Annotated in this window: 17 protein-coding genes; 1 reads left to right on the plus strand and 16 read right to left on the minus strand. The window is 73.3% G+C overall.

The features are described from left to right. Positions 1 to 12: 12 nt before the first annotated feature. From HNR70_RS09500 to rpsB, 10 genes are all read right to left on the minus strand, one after another. Positions 13 to 1356 (minus strand): M50 family metallopeptidase, encoded by a 1344-nt coding sequence (locus HNR70_RS09500; protein ID WP_376768820.1) that lies wholly within the window; start codon positions 1354 to 1356, stop codon positions 13 to 15. Between the two features lie 2 nt (positions 1357 to 1358). Further along, positions 1359 to 2597 carry a 1-deoxy-D-xylulose-5-phosphate reductoisomerase gene (gene dxr / locus HNR70_RS09505; protein WP_184325443.1) on the minus strand — a complete coding sequence of 413 codons (1239 nt, stop codon included), beginning with the start codon at positions 2595 to 2597 and terminating at the stop codon, positions 1359 to 1361. Further along, a complete protein-coding gene (locus tag HNR70_RS09510; RefSeq protein WP_184325444.1) occupies positions 2594 to 3142 on the minus strand; it encodes a DivIVA domain-containing protein in 549 nt (182 codons plus the stop codon). The genes dxr and HNR70_RS09510 overlap by 4 nt, the downstream gene beginning before the upstream one ends. Positions 3143 to 3272: 130 nt before the next feature. Continuing rightward, complete coding sequence (locus tag HNR70_RS09515; protein ID WP_184325445.1) at positions 3273 to 3734, minus strand: DivIVA domain-containing protein; 462 nt, start codon at positions 3732 to 3734, stop codon at positions 3273 to 3275. After that, positions 3731 to 5032 carry a dual-specificity RNA methyltransferase RlmN gene (gene rlmN, locus HNR70_RS09520; RefSeq protein ID WP_184325446.1) on the minus strand — a complete coding sequence of 434 codons (1302 nt, stop codon included), beginning with the start codon at positions 5030 to 5032 and terminating at the stop codon, positions 3731 to 3733. The genes HNR70_RS09515 and rlmN overlap by 4 nt, the downstream gene beginning before the upstream one ends. Beyond that, the gene (locus HNR70_RS09525) at positions 5029 to 6027 is read right to left on the minus strand and encodes a phosphatidate cytidylyltransferase (RefSeq protein WP_312857626.1); all 999 of its coding nucleotides are present in this window, start codon (positions 6025 to 6027) and stop codon (positions 5029 to 5031) included. Before HNR70_RS09525 ends, rlmN begins: the two co-directional genes overlap by 4 nt. A gap of 46 nt (positions 6028 to 6073) precedes the next feature. Beyond that, a complete protein-coding gene (frr, locus tag HNR70_RS09530; RefSeq protein WP_184325447.1) occupies positions 6074 to 6640 on the minus strand; it encodes a ribosome recycling factor in 567 nt (188 codons plus the stop codon). An 86-nt stretch (positions 6641 to 6726) separates the two neighbouring features. Beyond that, positions 6727 to 7479, minus strand: a complete 753-nt coding sequence (pyrH, locus tag HNR70_RS09535) for a UMP kinase (protein WP_184325448.1) — start codon at positions 7477 to 7479, stop codon at positions 6727 to 6729. 151 nt (positions 7480 to 7630) lie between these two features. Next, positions 7631 to 8455, minus strand: a complete 825-nt coding sequence (gene tsf, locus HNR70_RS09540) for a translation elongation factor Ts (RefSeq protein ID WP_184325449.1) — start codon at positions 8453 to 8455, stop codon at positions 7631 to 7633. A gap of 103 nt (positions 8456 to 8558) precedes the next feature. Next, complete coding sequence (gene rpsB, locus HNR70_RS09545) at positions 8559 to 9476, minus strand: 30S ribosomal protein S2 (protein ID WP_184325450.1); 918 nt, start codon at positions 9474 to 9476, stop codon at positions 8559 to 8561. Positions 9477 to 9883: 407 nt separating this feature from the next. On the opposite strand from rpsB, the gene HNR70_RS09550 reads away from it, so the two are divergent. Then, the gene (locus HNR70_RS09550; RefSeq protein WP_184325451.1) at positions 9884 to 10537 is read left to right on the plus strand and encodes a murein hydrolase activator EnvC family protein; all 654 of its coding nucleotides are present in this window, start codon (positions 9884 to 9886) and stop codon (positions 10535 to 10537) included. A gap of 12 nt (positions 10538 to 10549) precedes the next feature. Here HNR70_RS09550 and HNR70_RS09555 read toward each other — a convergent pair whose 3' ends face one another. The 6 genes from HNR70_RS09555 to rnhB all read right to left on the minus strand — a co-directional run bounded on the left by HNR70_RS09555 (position 10550) and on the right by rnhB (position 16144). Then, the gene (locus HNR70_RS09555; protein WP_184325452.1) at positions 10550 to 11617 is read right to left on the minus strand and encodes a tyrosine recombinase XerC; all 1068 of its coding nucleotides are present in this window, start codon (positions 11615 to 11617) and stop codon (positions 10550 to 10552) included. Between the two features lie 38 nt (positions 11618 to 11655). Next, positions 11656 to 12885, minus strand: a complete 1230-nt coding sequence (gene dprA / locus HNR70_RS09560; RefSeq protein WP_184325453.1) for a DNA-processing protein DprA — start codon at positions 12883 to 12885, stop codon at positions 11656 to 11658. Further along, the gene (locus HNR70_RS09565) at positions 12882 to 14417 is read right to left on the minus strand and encodes a YifB family Mg chelatase-like AAA ATPase (RefSeq protein ID WP_184325454.1); all 1536 of its coding nucleotides are present in this window, start codon (positions 14415 to 14417) and stop codon (positions 12882 to 12884) included. Before HNR70_RS09565 ends, dprA begins: the two co-directional genes overlap by 4 nt. Continuing rightward, positions 14417 to 14770: a YraN family protein gene (locus HNR70_RS09570; protein WP_184325455.1), complete on the minus strand. Its 354-nt coding sequence runs from the start codon at positions 14768 to 14770 to the stop codon at positions 14417 to 14419. The genes HNR70_RS09565 and HNR70_RS09570 overlap by 1 nt, the downstream gene beginning before the upstream one ends. 253 nt (positions 14771 to 15023) lie before the next feature. Next, positions 15024 to 15326, minus strand: coding sequence for a DUF2469 domain-containing protein (locus HNR70_RS09575; protein WP_122939854.1), 303 nt, complete (start codon positions 15324 to 15326; stop codon positions 15024 to 15026). Beyond that, positions 15323 to 16144, minus strand: coding sequence for a ribonuclease HII (rnhB, locus tag HNR70_RS09580; RefSeq protein ID WP_312857627.1), 822 nt, complete (start codon positions 16142 to 16144; stop codon positions 15323 to 15325). Before rnhB ends, HNR70_RS09575 begins: the two co-directional genes overlap by 4 nt. Between the last annotated feature and the right edge of the window lie 18 nt (positions 16145 to 16162).

The following is a 16162-nucleotide window of genomic DNA, read 5'->3' on the forward strand; positions in this document are numbered from 1 at the left end:
GGGAACGCCGGGTCAGGGGAACAGCGTGATGGGCTTGACGATGTCGGCGTAGAGCAGCAGCAGCGTCATGAGGAGGAAGACGATCGCGACCGCGTTGGTGAGAGGCAGCATCCGCGACATGTCCACCGGGCCGGGGTCGGGGCGGCCGCGCAGGCGGGCGATCATCCGCCGGATCCCCTCGAGCAGAGCCCCGGCGACGTGCCCGCCGTCCAGCGGCAGCAGCGGCACGAGGTTGAACACGAACAGGGCCATGTTCAGCGAGGCGAGCATCGAGATCATCGTCCCGACCTTCTCGCGCAGCGCGAAGCCGGGCTCGTCGGCCGCGGCGACCTCGCCCGCGAGGCGGGAGACGCCCACGACCCCGAGCGGCCCGTTCGGGTCGCGCTCGGCGGAGCCGAAGGCGGCCTGCGCCACCTCGTACAGCCGCACCGGGAGGGTCACGACGATCTGGCCGGTGCGGGTGAAGGCGTCCCAGGCGAGCTCGGGCACCTGCGCCGGGGACTGACGCACGAGGGCCGGGGTGCCGGCGACGCCGAGGAACCCGACCTGCTCGGTGACGTAGTTCCCGTCGGCGTCGAGGACGGCCTGGCCGTCCGCGTCGAGGACCGGGCGGGCGTCGACCACCATGGTCGCCTCGAGCGGGAGCAGCTCGCCGTCGCGCTCGACGACCACCTCGACGGTGCGGTCCTCGGCCGCGCGCACGGCGGTGGTGACGTCGGACCAGCGGGTGATCTCGTGCCCGTCGATCTCGCGCAGCACGTCCCCGGGGAGGATCCCCGCCGCCTTCGCGGGCGCCTCGGGGCGGCCCTCGCAGGAGACGTCCGCCGGGGCATCCGCGGGGACCACGCACTGCGAGACGCTCTGCACGGTCGGGGTCACCGAGGGCAGGCCGATGCCGCTGACCAGCACCACCATCAGCAGCACCGAGATGAGCAGGTTCATGGTGGGGCCGCCGAGCATGACCACGAGCTTCTTCGGCACGGAGAGCGCCACGAAGGTGCGGTGGGCGTCCTCGGGGCCGTACTGGGCGGACTCGTACGCCTTCGCGTCCTCGCTCATCGAGGTCATCTGCTGGATCAGCCCCGTGGAGTCCTCGCGGATGGTGCCCTCGGGCTCGCCCTTGTGCGGCGGGTACATGCCGATCATGCGGATGTAGCCGCCGAGCGGGATCGCCTTCAGTCCGTACTCGGTCTCGCCGCGGGTGCGGGAGAGGACGGTGGGGCCGAAGCCGATCATGTACTGGGTGACGCGGACGCCGAACAGCTTGGCGGGGACCAGGTGGCCGACCTCGTGCAGGGCGATGGAGACGGCGAGGCCCGCGGCGATGATCAGCACCCCGAGCGCGAAGAGCAGCACGCTCAGTCCTCCTGGCGGTGCGGGCGCTCGCGCGCGTCGCCGGCGGGGCCGGTGAGGCGTGCCCGGGCGGCGGTGCGGGCCCACGCCTCGACGGCGAGGAGCCCGTCGACCCCGGCGGCCTTCTCGGCGCGGGGGCGGGACGGGTCGGCGAGCACGTCGCGGATCAGGTCGGTGATGCCGAGGAAGGAGACGCGGCCCTCGAAGAAGGCGTCCACCGCCTCCTCGTTGGCGGCGTTGAGCACGGCCATCGCGCCGCCGCCCTCGCGGTGCGCGGCGCGGGCGAGCCCGATCGCGGGGAAGGTCTCCTCGTCCACCGGCTCGAAGGTCCACTCCTGGGTGCGGGAGAAGTCCAGCGCCGCGGCGAGGCCGGGCAGCTTCTCGGGGTGGGCGAGGGCCCAGCCGATGGCGTGGCGCATGTCCGGGGGGCTCGCCTGGGCGAGGGTGGAGCCGTCCACGAGGGTGACCATGGAGTGCACGATCGACTGGGGGTGGACGACCACCTGCACCCGGTCCTCGGGCAGGTCGAACTGGAAGCAGGCCTCGATGACCTCGAGCGCCTTGTTGACCAGGGTCGCGGAGTTCGTGGTGATGACTCGGCCCATCGACCAGGTGGGATGGGCGAGGGCCTGGTCGGGGGTGACGGCTGCGAGCTCGTCGCGGGTGCGGCCGCGGAAGGGGCCGCCGGACGCCGTGACCACGAGGTGGTCGATCTGGTCGTGGCGCACCCCGGCGAGGGCCTGCGCGATCGCGGTGTGCTCGGAGTCCACCGGCAGCATCTGCCCGGGCGCGGCGGCGTCGATGACCAGGTGCCCGCCGACGACCAGGGACTCCTTGTTCGCCAGTGCCAGGCGCGCACCGGAGGCGAGTGCCGCGAGGGTGGGCAGCAGGCCGACGGAGCCGGTGATGGCGTTGAGGACCACGTCGCCGCCGCCGAGGGAGCCGGCAAGCTCTGCGACCGCGTCGGCGCCCGCGGCGATCCGCGGGCCGGCGATCCCGGCGTCCCGGGAGGCGGCGCCGACCGCGCTCTCCACGGCCTCGGCACGGTCCGGGTCGGAGACGACCAGGTGCGCGGGGCGGTGAGCGGCGACCTGCTCGGCGACCAGCTCGGGGCGGGAACCGCCGACGGCGAGGCCGTGCAGCTGCGCGACCTCGGGGTAGCGGGTGAGGACGTCCAGGGCCTGCGTACCGATGGAGCCGGTGGATCCCAGCAGGACCAGCCGGCGTCCGGGGGTGCCGATCACGGCACGGAGGCCATCACGTCCGCGACATGATCGAGGTAGACGTCGACCACGGCCTCGCGGTAGCCGTCCGGGCCGCGGCGGCGGCCGAAGGCGGCGCGGCGCACGTCGTCCACGCTCATCTTGTGGTCGCCGGTGAAGTAGGCGACGAGCTGGTCGCACAGCGCGTCGACGTCGTTCTTGTCGTAGGCCGGCTCGCCCTGGGCGGCCGGGGCGAAGCGGTCGCCGGCGGGGCGCTCGAGGCGCTCCTTGAGGACCTCGGCACGCTCGGTGAGCTGCTGGATCCACGCCTCCTCGCCGTTCGCGGCGATCGCGTCGTCGCGGGCCTGCAGCGCGAACGCGTCGGAGAGGCGGTCCAGCGCCTCGTCGACCACGCGCATGTCGTAGCCGCCGCGCTCGGTGCCGAAGCTCGCGGCCGTGATGTCGCCGCCGTCGAAGGACGGGTCGCGCCCCTCGTACGCCTTGCGGGCGCGGGAGAGGAACTCGTCGACCTCGCGCATGTCATAGCCGACGCTGAAGCGCGAGACACGCTCGAACGATGTGCTCACCTGGTGGTCCTTCCTCGGTGGGGTCGCGGTCCCACTGTAGCGGGGGCGAGGGCGGTGACCGCGCAGGCCGCGCCCGTCGGTCATCTCACGCTCCCGCCGCGCTCAGCGGGACCGGGAGGTCAGCGGAAGATCAGCGGGAGCCGAACAGGCGCTGCAGGAATCCGGGGCGCTGCTCGGCGGGATGGGCGCCGCCCGTGCGGGAGGGCGGCTCGGGGCTGGGGGTCGGGTGCGAGGGGCGGGTCGGGGCGGGCCCGCCCGCTCCCCCGTCGGCCGAGGGGACATTCTGCCCTCCCGACGGGCCCTGCGGCCCGGCCGACGGGACGTCCTGCCCGGCCGACGGGCTCTGCTGCGCCGCAGCCTTCAGAGCGGGGCCCACGATGCTGTCCAGGTAGTGGTCCACCTGGTCCATGTCGTAGGCCTGCCCGAAGCGGACGGGGGTGAAGCGCTGGTTCAGGACGTCGCTCTCGGTCAGCGTGGGCTGCCCGGAGGCGAGCTCCCGCTGGATCCGGTCGAGGAAGTCGTCGACCTCGGAGGCGGTGTACCCCTCGCGACCGAAGCCGGTGACGACGACGCGCGCGGGCTCGCGAGTCATTCCCCTGCCCCCGCCCCGGCGGGTGCGGCCCCGGCGATCGCCTCGACGCGCGCCACGCGGGACTCGCGGTCGGCGCGGTGCGCGTCGGACTCGATCACCTCTGCGGCGAGCTGACCGCAGGCGCCGTCGATGTCGGAGCCGCGGGTGTCGCGGATGGTGGCGGAGATGCCGTTGTCGCGCAGGGTCTCCACGAACCGCTTCTCCACCAGCGGATCCGAGGCGGTCCACTTCGAGCCCTTGACGGGGTTCAGCGGGATGGGGTTGACGTGCACCCAGTGCGCGCCGCCCTTGGCGATCAGCCGGTCGGCGAGCAGCTGGGCGCGGTGCTGCTGATCGTTGATGTCGCGGATCAGGGCATACTCGATGCTGACCCGTCGGCCGGTGGTCTCGAAGTACTCGTACGCCGCGTCGAGGATCTCGTCGACGTCGAAGCGGGTGTTGATCGGGACCAGCTCGTTGCGCAGCGCGTCGTCCGGGGCGTGGAGGGACACGGCGAGGGTGACCGGGATGTTCTCGCGGGTCAGCTTCCGCACGGCGGGGGCGAGGCCCACGGTGGAGACGGTGATGTGGCGGGCGCCCATCCCGAAGCCCTCCGGTGCGGGCGCGTTCAGGCGCTTGCACACGGTGGCGACGGGGCGGTAGTTCGCCAGCGGCTCCCCCATCCCCATGAACACGATGTTGGAGACGCGGCCGGTGCCGCCGGGCAGCTCGCCGCGGGAGAGCATGCGGTTGGCGATGCGGACCTGCTCGAGGATCTCGGCGGTCGAGAGGTTGCGGGTCAGGCCCATCTGGCCGGTGGCGCAGAAGGGGCAGTTCATGCCGCAGCCGGCCTCGGAGGAGATGCACAGGGTGACGCGGTCGCTGTAGCGCATCAGCACCGACTCGACCATGGAGCCGTCGAACAGCTTCCACAGGAACTTCTGGGTGGCGCCGTGGTCCGCGCTCTGGCGGGAGACCACGCTCAGCAGCGGCGGGAAGAACCGGTCCACGAGCTCCTGGCGGCGGTCCTTGGGCAGGTCCGTGAGGTCCTCGGGGTCGGTGGTGAAGTGCCCGAAGTAGTGCACCGACAGCTGCTTGGCGCGGAAGCCGGGCAGGCCCATCTCCTCGACCGCCGCGATGCGCTCGTCCATGCTGAGGTCCGCCAGGTGCGCCGGCGGCTTGCCGCGCCGGGTGGGGCGCAGCTGCAGCTGGCCGGGCGCCAGGGCGACCTTCTGGCCGGGGACCGCCTCACGGGAGAGGTCGGGCAGGTTCGTACGGGGTGCGGGCGCGCTCTCGGCGCGGTCTGCGGTGTCGTTCATGGCAGCAGGACCTCCAGCATGACGTAGGTGGTGGGGGCGGCCAGGAGGATCGAGTCGACCCGGTCCAGCACGCCCCCGTGGCCGGGCAGCAGGTGCCCCATGTCCTTGATGCCCAGGTCGCGCTTGAGCAGGGATTCGGAGAGGTCGCCGCAGGTGGAGACGACCACGAGGACCACACCGATCACGACGCCGACCCACCAGGTCATGTCCAGGGCGAGGACGACGACGGCGACGACCGCGGCGGTGCCGAGCAGGAGGGAGCCGACGAAGCCCTCCCAGCTCTTCTTGGGGCTGATGCTCGGGGCCATGGGGTGCTTGCCGAACAGGACGCCGGCGATGTAGCCGCCGATGTCGTTGCCGACGGGGCCGAGCACGGCCAGGAGCACCAGCATCTCGCCCTGCTCGCGCTGGAACAGCAGCAGCAGGAAGCAGCCCAGGAACGGCACCCAGGCCAGGGAGAACACGCCCCCGGCGACGTCCCGCAGGGCGGTCAGGCCCATCGACTCGCTGACGCGCCACAGGATCAGCACGCACACCGCGGCGGCAGTGGACACCAGCAGCCCCTCCGCGCCGAACACGACGGTGGAGACGACCATCCCGATCACGCCCACCAGCAGCGGGACGGGCGGGACTCGCAGTCCGCCGTGGGACAGGGCCCTCGTCAGCTCGAGCACAGCGAGCACCATCGCCGCCGCCACCATGACGGGGAACAGCTGCGGGATGACGAACACCGAGATCAGCAGCACGGCCCCGAGGCCGGCGCCCACCGCGATCGCGGCGGGCAGGTTCCGACCGGGGCCGCGGCGCTTCGCGTGGGCGGTGTCGCCTGCGGCGGTGCCACCGGGCGCGGCGGTGCCGTCGGCCGTGGTGGTGCCGTCGGCCGTGGTGGTGCCGTCGGCCGTGGTGACCGCGCCGTCCGGGCCGGGCACGGGAGCGACCGCCTCGCCGGTGGGCGAGGCGGTCGTCGCGGTGGGGTCCGACGGGGAGGCGGTCACAGCGGGCTGCTGGGGGTGCGCACGACGGTCCGTTCCCGGTCCCGGCTCAGATGGTCTCGAGCTCGGTCTCCTTGGCGGCCAGCGCCTCGTCGACCTGCTCGATGAACTTCTTGGTGACGGCCTCGAGCTCCTTCTCGGCGCGGGTGCCCTCGTCCTCGCCGATCTCCTTGTCCTTGACCAGCTTCTCGATGGCCTTCTTGGCGTTGCCGCGCGAGCCGCGCACCGCGACACGGCCGTCCTCGGCCTTGTTACGGGCGAGCTTGACGTACTCCTTGCGGCGCTCCTCGGTGAGGGCGGGCAGGACCACGCGCAGGTTGTCGCCGTTGTTGGTGGGGTTCACGCCCAGGTCCGACTCGCGCAGCGCGGTCTCGACGGCCGAGGTCGCGGACTTGTCGTAGGGCGTGACCAGCACGGTGCGGGCCTCGGGGAACTGGAGGGAGGCCAGCTGGTTCAGCGGGGTGGGGGCGCCGTAGTACTCGACCATGATGCCCTGGAACATCGCGGCGTTCGCCCGACCGGTGCGGATCGCGGTGAACTCGTCCTTGGTGACCTCGACGGTCTTGGACATCTTGGCCTGGGCGTCCTTCAGGATGCTCGCGGTGTCGTCGCTCACGGGGGTGCTCCTCGGTTCTCGGTGTGTGTTCTGGTCCATTGTCCCGCACGGCCGGGCGCTGCGGCGCGCCGACGGGCGGGAGGGGGTCACTTGGTGACGACGGTGCCGATCCGCTCGCCGCGCATGGCGCGGGTGATGTTGCCCTCCTGGTCGAGCCCGAACACCATCATCTGCTGCGCGTTGTCCATGCACAGGCTGAAGGCGGTGGAGTCGACGACCTTGAGGCCCTTCTGGAGCGCCTCCCCGTAGGAGACGTGCTCGAGCTTCTTGGCGTCGGGGTTCTTGCGGGGGTCGGAGTCGTACACGCCGTCCACACCGTTCTTCGCCATGAGCACCTCCTCGCAGCCGATCTCGAGGGCGCGCTGCACGGCGACCGTGTCGGTGGAGAAGTAGGGCATGCCTGCGCCGGCGCCGAAGATGACCACGCGGCCCTTCTCGAGGTGGCGCACGGCGCGCAGGGGGATGTACGGCTCGGCGACCTGGCCCATCTCGATCGCGGTCTGCACGCGGGTGGAGACGCCGCGCTGCTCGAGGAAGTCCTGGAGGGCCAGGCAGTTCATGACGGTGCCGAGCATGCCCATGTAGTCGGCGCGGCGGCGGTCCATGCCGCGCTGGGACAGCTCCGCGCCGCGGAAGAAGTTGCCGCCGCCGACGACGATCGCGCACTGGATCCCCTGGGCGACGCCCTCGGCGATCTCGCCGGCGATGCGGGAGACGACATCGGGGTCGACGCCCACGGCGCCGCCGCCGAAGGCCTCGCCCGAGAGCTTCAGGAGGACGCGACGTCCGTCCTGCCTCTTGGGGAGAACGGGGATGGGGGACGTGAACGTCTGGGTCATGGGGGTCCTTCCGCGCGGGGTCCTCGGCGATGATACCGGCGCGGCCCCGCACCGATGGTGCGGGGCCGCGGGGCGGTGGCCACGCTCACGTGGCCGGGGGGGCGTCAGGTCGGCGGCGCGAGGGCCGGCCGACGGGAGCGCCCCGGGGGCGTCAGGAGCCGACGCGGAAGCGGACGAAGCCGGTGACGGTGCCGCCGACCTCCTCCACGACCTGGCCGACCGACTTCTTGGTGTCCTTGGCGAACGCCTGGTCGAGCAGGACGTTCTCCTTGTAGAAGCCGGTGAGGCGCCCCTCGACGATCTTGGGGATCGCCTTCTCGGGCTTGCCCTCGTTCTCCGCGGTCTCCTGGGCGATGCGGCGCTCGTTCTCCACCACGTCGGCGGGGACCTCGTCGCGGGAGAGGTAGGAGGGGGTGAACGCAGCGATGTGCATCGCGATGTCGCGCGCGACCTCGGCGCCGGCCTTGTCGGTGGCGACGAGCACGCCGACCTGCGGGGGCAGGTCCTTGTTGGTGCGGTGCATGTAGTCGGTGACGACCTCGCCGGAGACGCGGCCGATGCGGCGCACCTCGATCTTCTCGCCCATGGTGGCGCCGGCGTTGGTGAGCGCCTCGCCGAAGGGGGTGTCGGCGAGCTCGGCCGGCTCGGTGGCGCCGGACTCGACGGCGGCGGCCACGGCCTCGTCGCCCAGGGCCACGAACTTCTCGTTCTTGGCCACGAAGTCGGTCTCGGAGTTGATCTCGACCAGGGTGCCGGTCTGGCCGCCCTCGGTGTCGCGGATGTCGACGGCGATGAGGCCCTCGGAGGCGGTGCGGCCCTCGCGCTTGGCGATGCCCTTCAGACCCTTGACGCGGATGATCTCCACGGCCTTCGCCTTGTCGCCGTCGGCCTCGTCGAGCGCCTTCTTGACGTCGAGCATGCCCGCGCCGGTGGACTCGCGGATCTCCTTGATGTCTGCTGCCGTGTAGTTGGCCATGTTCCTCTTCCTTGTGGGAGCTGCTTCGGGAGGTGGCGGCAGGCCCGAGGGCCTGCCCGTGGAAGGGCCCGGGATCGATCTGGTCGGTCCCGGGCCCGGTGGGTCACTCGGCGGCGGGGGCCTCGGTGGAGGTCTCCTCGGAGGTGCTCTCCTCGGTGGACTCCGCGGCGGGGGTCTCCTCGGCGGGCTTCTCCTCGGCGGCGGCCACGGACTCCTCGGCGGGGGCGTCCTGCGACTGGACCTCGGACTGCTTCAGCAGCTCCTGCTCCCACTCGGCCAGCGGCTCGGCGTCCACGGCGGAGACGTTCTTCTCGCCGCCGGTGGACTTGGCGTGGCGCTCCTGCAGACCGGCGGCCACGGCGTCGGCGACCACGCGGGTGAGGAGGGTGACGGAGCGGATCGCGTCGTCGTTGCCCGGGATCGGGTAGGTGATCTCGTCGGGATCGCAGTTGGTGTCCAGGATCGCGACGACCGGGATGTTCAGCTTCTGGGCCTCGTCGACGGCGAGGTGCTCCTTGTTGGTGTCCACGACCCACAGGGCGGAGGGGGCCTTGGCCATGTCGCGGATGCCGCCGAGGGTCTTCTCGAGCTTGTCCTTCTCGCGGCGCATCATCAGCAGCTCCTTCTTGGTGCGGCCGGAGGAGGCCACATCGTCGAAGTCGATCTGCTCGAGCTCCTTGAGGCGGTTCACGCGCGCGGAGACGGTCTGCAGGTTGGTGAGCATGCCGCCCAGCCAGCGCTGGTTCACGTAGGGCATGCCCACGCGGGTGGCCTGCTCCTGCACGGACTCCTGCGCCTGCTTCTTGGTGCCGACGAACAGGATGGTGCCGCCGTGGGCGACGGTCTGCTTGACGAAGTCGTAGGCCTTGTCGATGTACGACAGGGTCTGCATGAGGTCGACGATGTAGATGCCGTTGCGCTCGGTGAAGATGAAGCGACGGACCTTCGGGTTCCAACGACGGGTCTGGTGACCGAAGTGGACGCCGCTCTCCAGGAGCTGGCGCATGGTGACGACTGCCATGATGGTGTCCTCTGTTTCTGTGGTCCTGGGCTCGCGCGGCGCGCCCGGTAGGGCGTCCGCGGTCCTCGCGCAGGACCTGCTTTCTCGGTTGATCCCCCGCCACCGGATGGTGCGGGGCCTGGTGCCCGGGTCGCCGGCCGCCCAGCACCTTCCCCGCAGCAGCGGGACCGGCGAAGGACCGATGGCCGACGGGCCCTGGTGGGCACGCGAAGTCATCCGGACGGACCGGATGCTGAGGCGAGTCTATCCGACGCCGCCACCTCCCCGCGCGCGTCGTGCGTCACGCGGGGCGGGTGTCGCGGGGTCGTTCTCGGGCCGATCCGCCGACCTCTCCTCCACAGCGTCGAGTTCTCCACCGCGGCCCGTCGCGGCCTGCGCGGGCGACGGGCGGCGATGAGGATCGGTCCATGGTCCCATCCTCGAGCACTCCCCCGCCGTCGCCCTCGTCCCGGTCGTCCCGGTCGCACCGCGTCGCCGCGGCGCGGCTCCTGGTCGCACTGTTGCTCGGAGTCGCGCTCCTCGCGGGCGCGCCCGGTCCGGCCTGGGGCGAGGGAACGGCCGACGGGGGCACGGCCGACGGGGGCGCGACCGCCGCGGGGGCGCGCTGGCAGTGGCCACTGCCGCCTCCGCACCGGGTGGTGGCGGGCTTCGAGGCGCCCGCGCACCGGTACGGGCCGGGACATCGCGGGATCGACGTGGCCGCAGCGGCGGGCACGCCGGTGCGCGCGGTGGAGGGCGGGGTGGTGCGGTTCAGCGGGCAGCTCGCCGGGCGCGGGGTGGTCTCGGTAATGCACGCCGACGGGCTGATCTCCACCTTCGAGCCGGTGACCGGGCAGGTGGCGGCCGGGGACGCAGTCACGACGGGGCAGCTGCTCGGGGTGATGGAGGGTGCGGAGCGCTCGCACTGCCCGGGCACGGGGTGCCTGCACCTGGGCGCGCGGCGCGGCGCGGAGTACCTCGACCCGATGCTGCTGCTCGGGGCGCGCGGGCCGAGCGTGCTGCTGCCCTGGGCGGGGGTGGGCCCTGCGGTGCTCGGGCCTCGCGGGGCGAGCGCTGCCTGAGATGTGACGGGCTCAGGCTCGGGGGTGGGCCTGCTCGACAGTCTTCCGCAGGCGCTCGGCGCTGACGTGGGTGTAGATCTGCGTGGTGGCGAGGGAGGAGTGGCCGAGGAAGTCCTGGACGCTGCGCAGGTCCGCACCGCCCTCGACGAGATGGGTCGCGGCGCTGTGGCGCAGGGTGTGCGGGGTGATGTGGCGGGAGATCCCGGCGCTCGCGGCGTGACGGTCCACCAGCGTGCGCACGGCACGGTCGCCGAGGCGGCCTCCGCGCACCCCGAGGAACAGGGCATCGCCCGCGGGCGACGCACCGCCCGCACTGCCGCGGCCGGTGCGTCCCGCCTCGGCGAGCGCGGGGCGCCCCTGCTCCTCCCAGCGCTCGATCGCCTCGAGGGCGGGGATGCCGACGGGGACGATGCGCTCCTTGTCCCCCTTGCCGCGGACCCGCACGGTGCGCTCGGCGTGGTCGATGCCGCTGCGGTCCAGGGCCACGAGCTCGGACACGCGCAGGCCGGAGGAGTAGAGCAGTTCGAGCACGGCGGCGTCGCGGAGCTGGACGGCGCGGGCGAGCGGGTCGTCGGCCGCGGGCTCCGGACCCGGCCCGCCCTCAGGACTCGGCTCGTCCTCGCCCCCGGCCCCGTCGAGCAGGGCGCCGGCCTGGTCGCCGGTGAGGACGGTGGGCAGGTGGCGGCCGCGGCGGGGGGCGCGCAGGCGCCCACCGACGTCGTGCGGGATTCGGCCGGTGGCGGCGAGCCAGCTGGTGAAGGTGCGGGCGGCGGTCGCGGAGCGGGCGAGGGTGCTGGCGCTCGCGCCGGTCTCGGCACGGGCGGCGAGCCAGGAGCGCAGCGCGGCGACGTCGAGCTCGGGAAGGTCGATCCGCTCGACCTCCGCGAGGTGGGACAAAAGATCGAGGGCCTCGCGGCGGTAGGCGCGCACGGTGTGATCGGAGCGTCCGCGCTCCAGCAGGAGGTGCTCGCAGAAGGCGTCGACGACGGCGTCCGAGGCCCGGGACTCACACGCATCCTTCGACGCGCCGACGGGCGTGCCGTCGGCCGCGTCGTCGCTCCTGCTCCGCGTCGTGCTCATGGGGTGATTCTCGCCCATCCCTCCCGCCGGGCCCCGGTTCAGGGGCGGGGGCGGGCGCGTCGTACGAGGTCGCCGGTGCGTTCGAGCAGTCCCAGCAGCTCCAGCCGGCCGAGTGCTGCGGACACCTCCCGGGCGGTGAACCCGATCTCGGCGGCGAGACGGTCCTCGACGATGCTGGAGCGGGGCGGGACCGCGTCCAGTACCCGATGGTCGGCGGGGGTGAGCAGGTCCAGCTCGTCCTGCAGGGCGAAGGACCCCTCCCCCGCGGCAGGTCCTCCGGGCAGCAGGTCCAGCAGGTCGTCAGGATCGGTGATGAGCACGGCGCCGCGCTCGCGGACCAGTCGGTGGCAGCCCGCGCTCGCGGCGGAGGTGATCGGTCCGGGCACCGCGCCGACCGGTCGGGAGAGGTCGTCGGCCAGCCGTGCGGTGGACAGCGCCCCCGAGCGCCAGGCCGCCTCGACGACCACCACCACGCGGGACAGGGCGGCGATGAGCCGGTTGCGGGCCAGGAACCGCCACCTCGTGGGGGCGGTGCCGATCGGAGCCTCGCTGACCAGGACGTGCTCGGCGCGGATCCGTTCCAGCAGCTGGGTGTTCCCGCGCGGGTAGAGGCGGTCGAGGCCGCCGGCGAGCACGGCGAGGGTCGCACCCCCGTCGGCCGCGAGTGCGCCGCGGTGGGCGGCGGCGTCGATGCCGTAGGCGCCGCCGGAGACGACGGTGCCGCCGCTCGCGGCGAAGGCGGCGCCGAGGGTCGTCGCCGCGTCCTCGCCGTAGGGGGTGGAGGCGCGGGACCCGACCAGGGCGACGGTGCGGGGCCCGGTGAGCGCGTCCAGTCGGCCCGCGCCCTGCACCCAGAGGCAGTGCGGGGCGGTGCCCTGCAGGTCCGAGAGATGCTCGGGCCATTCGGGATCGTCCGGGACGAGGATCCGCACGTGTCGGCGCTGCGCGTCCTCGAGGACCCGGTCGATCTCGAGGGTGCGCAGCCGGCCCTGCCATCGTTCGAGCGCGCGGGCGGCGCGGGCGGGCGGGGTGCCGGTCTCGGGGTCGGAGGCGTGGCTGGGGACCTGGCCCTGCAGGGCTGCGGTGAGGTCGGCGGGGCTGCCCTCGCGGGCGAGCTCGAGGGCGGAGGTCGGGCCGAGCACGGCGCAGGCGAGCAGGGCGACGGCGTCGGAGGGTTCGGCGATGTGGGACCAGGTGACGCGGGCCCGGCGCTCGGCGTCGGTCGTCTCCGGGGTCGCGGGGGTGTCGGGGTGCTCGGTCGCGCTCATCGCACTTCTCCCATCCGCAGGGAGGCGGCCTCGTCGAGGTGCTGCCTCGTGGGGCGGTCGGCACCGTCGAGGTCGGCGATGGTCCAGGACAGGCGCACCACCCGGTCGCGTCCGCGCATGGTCAGCTTCCCGTTCTCCATCGCGACCCGGAGCAGAGTCATGTGCTCCGGGGCTGGGGCGTACGGTCCGCGCAGCGCGCTCTCGGGCAGCTGCGCGTTGGTGCTCCACGGCTCCTTCCTGTATCGCTCGCGCTGGCGGGCGCGGGCGGCGAGGACCCGGGCGGCGATCTGTGCGGAGCTCTCGGTCTGGTCGGCGCCGCTGCGGCGCAGGTCCACCGGTCCCATCTCGAGCCGGATGTCGAGCCGGTCCAGCACCGGCCCGGACAGGCGCGCGAGGTAGCGGCGGCGCTGCAGGGGTGTGCAGGTGCAGTCCATGCCCTTGCCGTAGCCCTTCCCGCAGGGGCAGGGGTTCGCGGCGAGCACGAGCTGGAAGCGGGCGGGGTAGCGGGTCACTCCGCGGGAGCGGTGCAGGGTGATGTCCCCGCTCTCGAGCGGTTCGCGCAGGGCGTCGAGCACCTGGGCGGGGAACTCGGGAGCCTCGTCGAGGAAGAGCACCCCTCCGTGGGCGCGGGAGATCGCGCCGGGGCGGGCGAGGCCGCTGCCGCCGCCGACCACGGCGGCGGTGGTGGAGGTGTGGTGGGGGCTCTCGAACGGCGGGACCAGTCCCAGCCCCTCCTCGGGGTCGAAGGTGCCGGTGAGGGAGCGGATGGAGGCGACCGTGAGGGCCTGGCCGGTGTCCATCGGCGGCAGGATCCCCGGCAGGCGCGACGCGATCATCGTCTTGCCGGCGCCGGGCGGCCCGATGAGCATCAGATGATGCCCACCGGCCGCCGCGACCTCGGCAGCGCGCCGGGCGCGGGCCTGGCCGAGCACATCGGCGAAGTCGCCCACCGGCCGAAGCGGTGCGGCCGGCTCCGCGGGGATGAGCGGCACCCGGATGCGCACCGGGGACGGGGGGACGTCGGCGCCGTAGCGGTGCAGGAGCGTGGTGAGGTCGGGGACGCCGTCCACCTCGATGCCGTCCAGCAGTCTCGCCTCAGCGAGGTTCTCCTCGGGCACCACCGCGCGGGTGAGGCCGCGCGCCTTGGCGGCCAGCAGCGCCGCGAGCACGCCGGGGACGGGACGGACCTGCCCGTCCAGTCCGAGCTCGCCCAGCAGCACGGTGTCCGGCGGGACGTGGACGAGCAGCTCGCCCTGCGCGTCCAGCACCGCCATCGCGATGGCGAGGTCAAAGCCGGAGCCGTGCTTGGGCTGCCAGGCCGGGGTCATGTTCACGGTGATGCGCCGGGCGGCGAGCCGCGCCCCGCTGCGAGCGGCGGCGGCGCGCACCCGTTCGCGGGCCTGGAGGGTCGAGGAGTCCGGCAGCCCCACCACGGAGAAGGCGGGGAGCCCTGCGGAGACGTCGGCCTCGACCTCGACGACGGTGCCCTCGAGGCCCGTGAGGGAGACGGAGACGGTGCGCGCGTGTCCCATCAGGACACCGCCTCGAGGTGCTCGAGGGAGAAGGTCCCATCGAGGTGAGCGTGTACGGCGACCACGTCGATGCGCACGTCGCGGTGCGGGGTCGCCCGCTCCATGAGGTACTCCCCCGCCAGTCGCCGCAGCCGGCGCAGCTTGTCCGGGGTGACCGCGGCCTGCGGGACGCCGGTGACGAAGGAGCGGCGGGTCTTCACCTCCACGAACACGAGCGTGGTGTGGGCGAGGGCGACGATGTCCAGCTCGCCCTGGCGCAGGCGCAGGTTCCGCTCGACGATCTGCCAGCCGCAGGCGGTCAGGTGCGCGGCGGCGAGGTCCTCCCCCGCGCGTCCGAGCTCCAGGGTGGACATGGAGCGGACGCTGCGGGCGGGCGGCGGGGCGTGCGGTCCCTCGACCGGCCGGTCGGCGGCGGGGCCGGGCACGCCCGGTGATCGCACAGCGCGAGGCGGCTCAGCATCGGACGGCGACGGGTCGGGCGGTGTGTGCTCTGCGGCGGGGGCGAGGCGTTCCATGCCGGACAGCCTCGCCGGGCGCGCACCTCGACGGAACGACCCCCTCGATCCTGGGGACGGAGGGGGTCTGTGGAGGAACGGTCGCTGCGCGTCAGGGCAGGGACAGGTCCTGCTTGTTCAGCTCCTCGATGTTGACGTCCTTGAACGTCACCACGCGCACGGAGCGCACGAAGCGGTTGGAGCGGTAGATGTCCCACACCCACACGTCCGCCAGGCGCAGCTCGTAGAACACCTCGCCGCCGCCGGAGCGGACCTGCAGGTCGACCTGGTTGGCGAGGTAGAAGCGGCGCTCGGTCTCGACCACGTAGGTGAACAGGCTGACCACGTCGCGGTACTCGCGGAACAGCTGCAGCTCGAGGTCGGACTCGTAGTTCTCGAGGTCCTGACTGCTCATCGGCGCTCCTCCTCCTGCTGCGGGCTCCAGGGACCGTCCCACAGTACGCCAGCGGGGCTGGACTCGGACCGGGTGACCGGCGCGACGGGCGCGACGGTCGGGACGGGTGCTGCGGGCGCGGCGGGGGCGGAGCCGAGTCGCCAGCTGCGGCGGTGGTGGTCGCTCGGGCCGAGCCGGTCGATGGCCTGGCGGTGGGCGGCGGAGCCGTACCCCTTGTTCGAGGCCCAGGCGTAGTCGGGCGCCTCGGCGTCCAGCTCCACCATGCGCTGGTCGCGGGCGACCTTGGCGAGGATGCTGGCGGCGGAGACGCTCGCGCAGTCGCGGTCCGCGGCCACGCGCAGGTGCACGAGCGGCGCGGGCCGGTCCGCGGCGGCGAGTGCCGAGGAGAGCACGTCCACGTCGCCGTCCAGGAGGATCACGTCGAGGTCGACGTCCAGCGCCTCCAGGGCGCGCAGCGCGGCGCGGGTGAGGGCGCCCATGATCCCGATCTCGTCGATCTCGGCGGGCTCGGCCCAGCCGACGGCGCCGGCGAGGACGGCGTGACGGATGGGCTCGACGAGCGCCTCGCGGCGGCGGGCGGTGAGCTTCTTGGAGTCGCGCACCCCGTCCGGGAGCGGTGTGACCTCGCCGTCGTGGAACTCGAGCGCCACGGCACCGACGGCGACGGGGCCGGCGAGTGCGCCGCGGCCCACCTCGTCGATGCCGACCACGACCTGTCGGCCGGGGCCTCGCTGCAGGGCGAGCTCGCGCTCGAGGTCGAGGGTGGGGACGGCAGCGCGCACGGAGCGGGCAGGGCTCGCAGAACGGGCGGCGCTCACGGAGCGTGCAGTGCCCAC

Origin of the sequence: Brachybacterium aquaticum, assembly GCF_014204755.1 — a bacterium.
GTDB classification, from domain to species: Bacteria; Actinomycetota; Actinomycetes; order Actinomycetales; family Dermabacteraceae; genus Brachybacterium; species Brachybacterium aquaticum.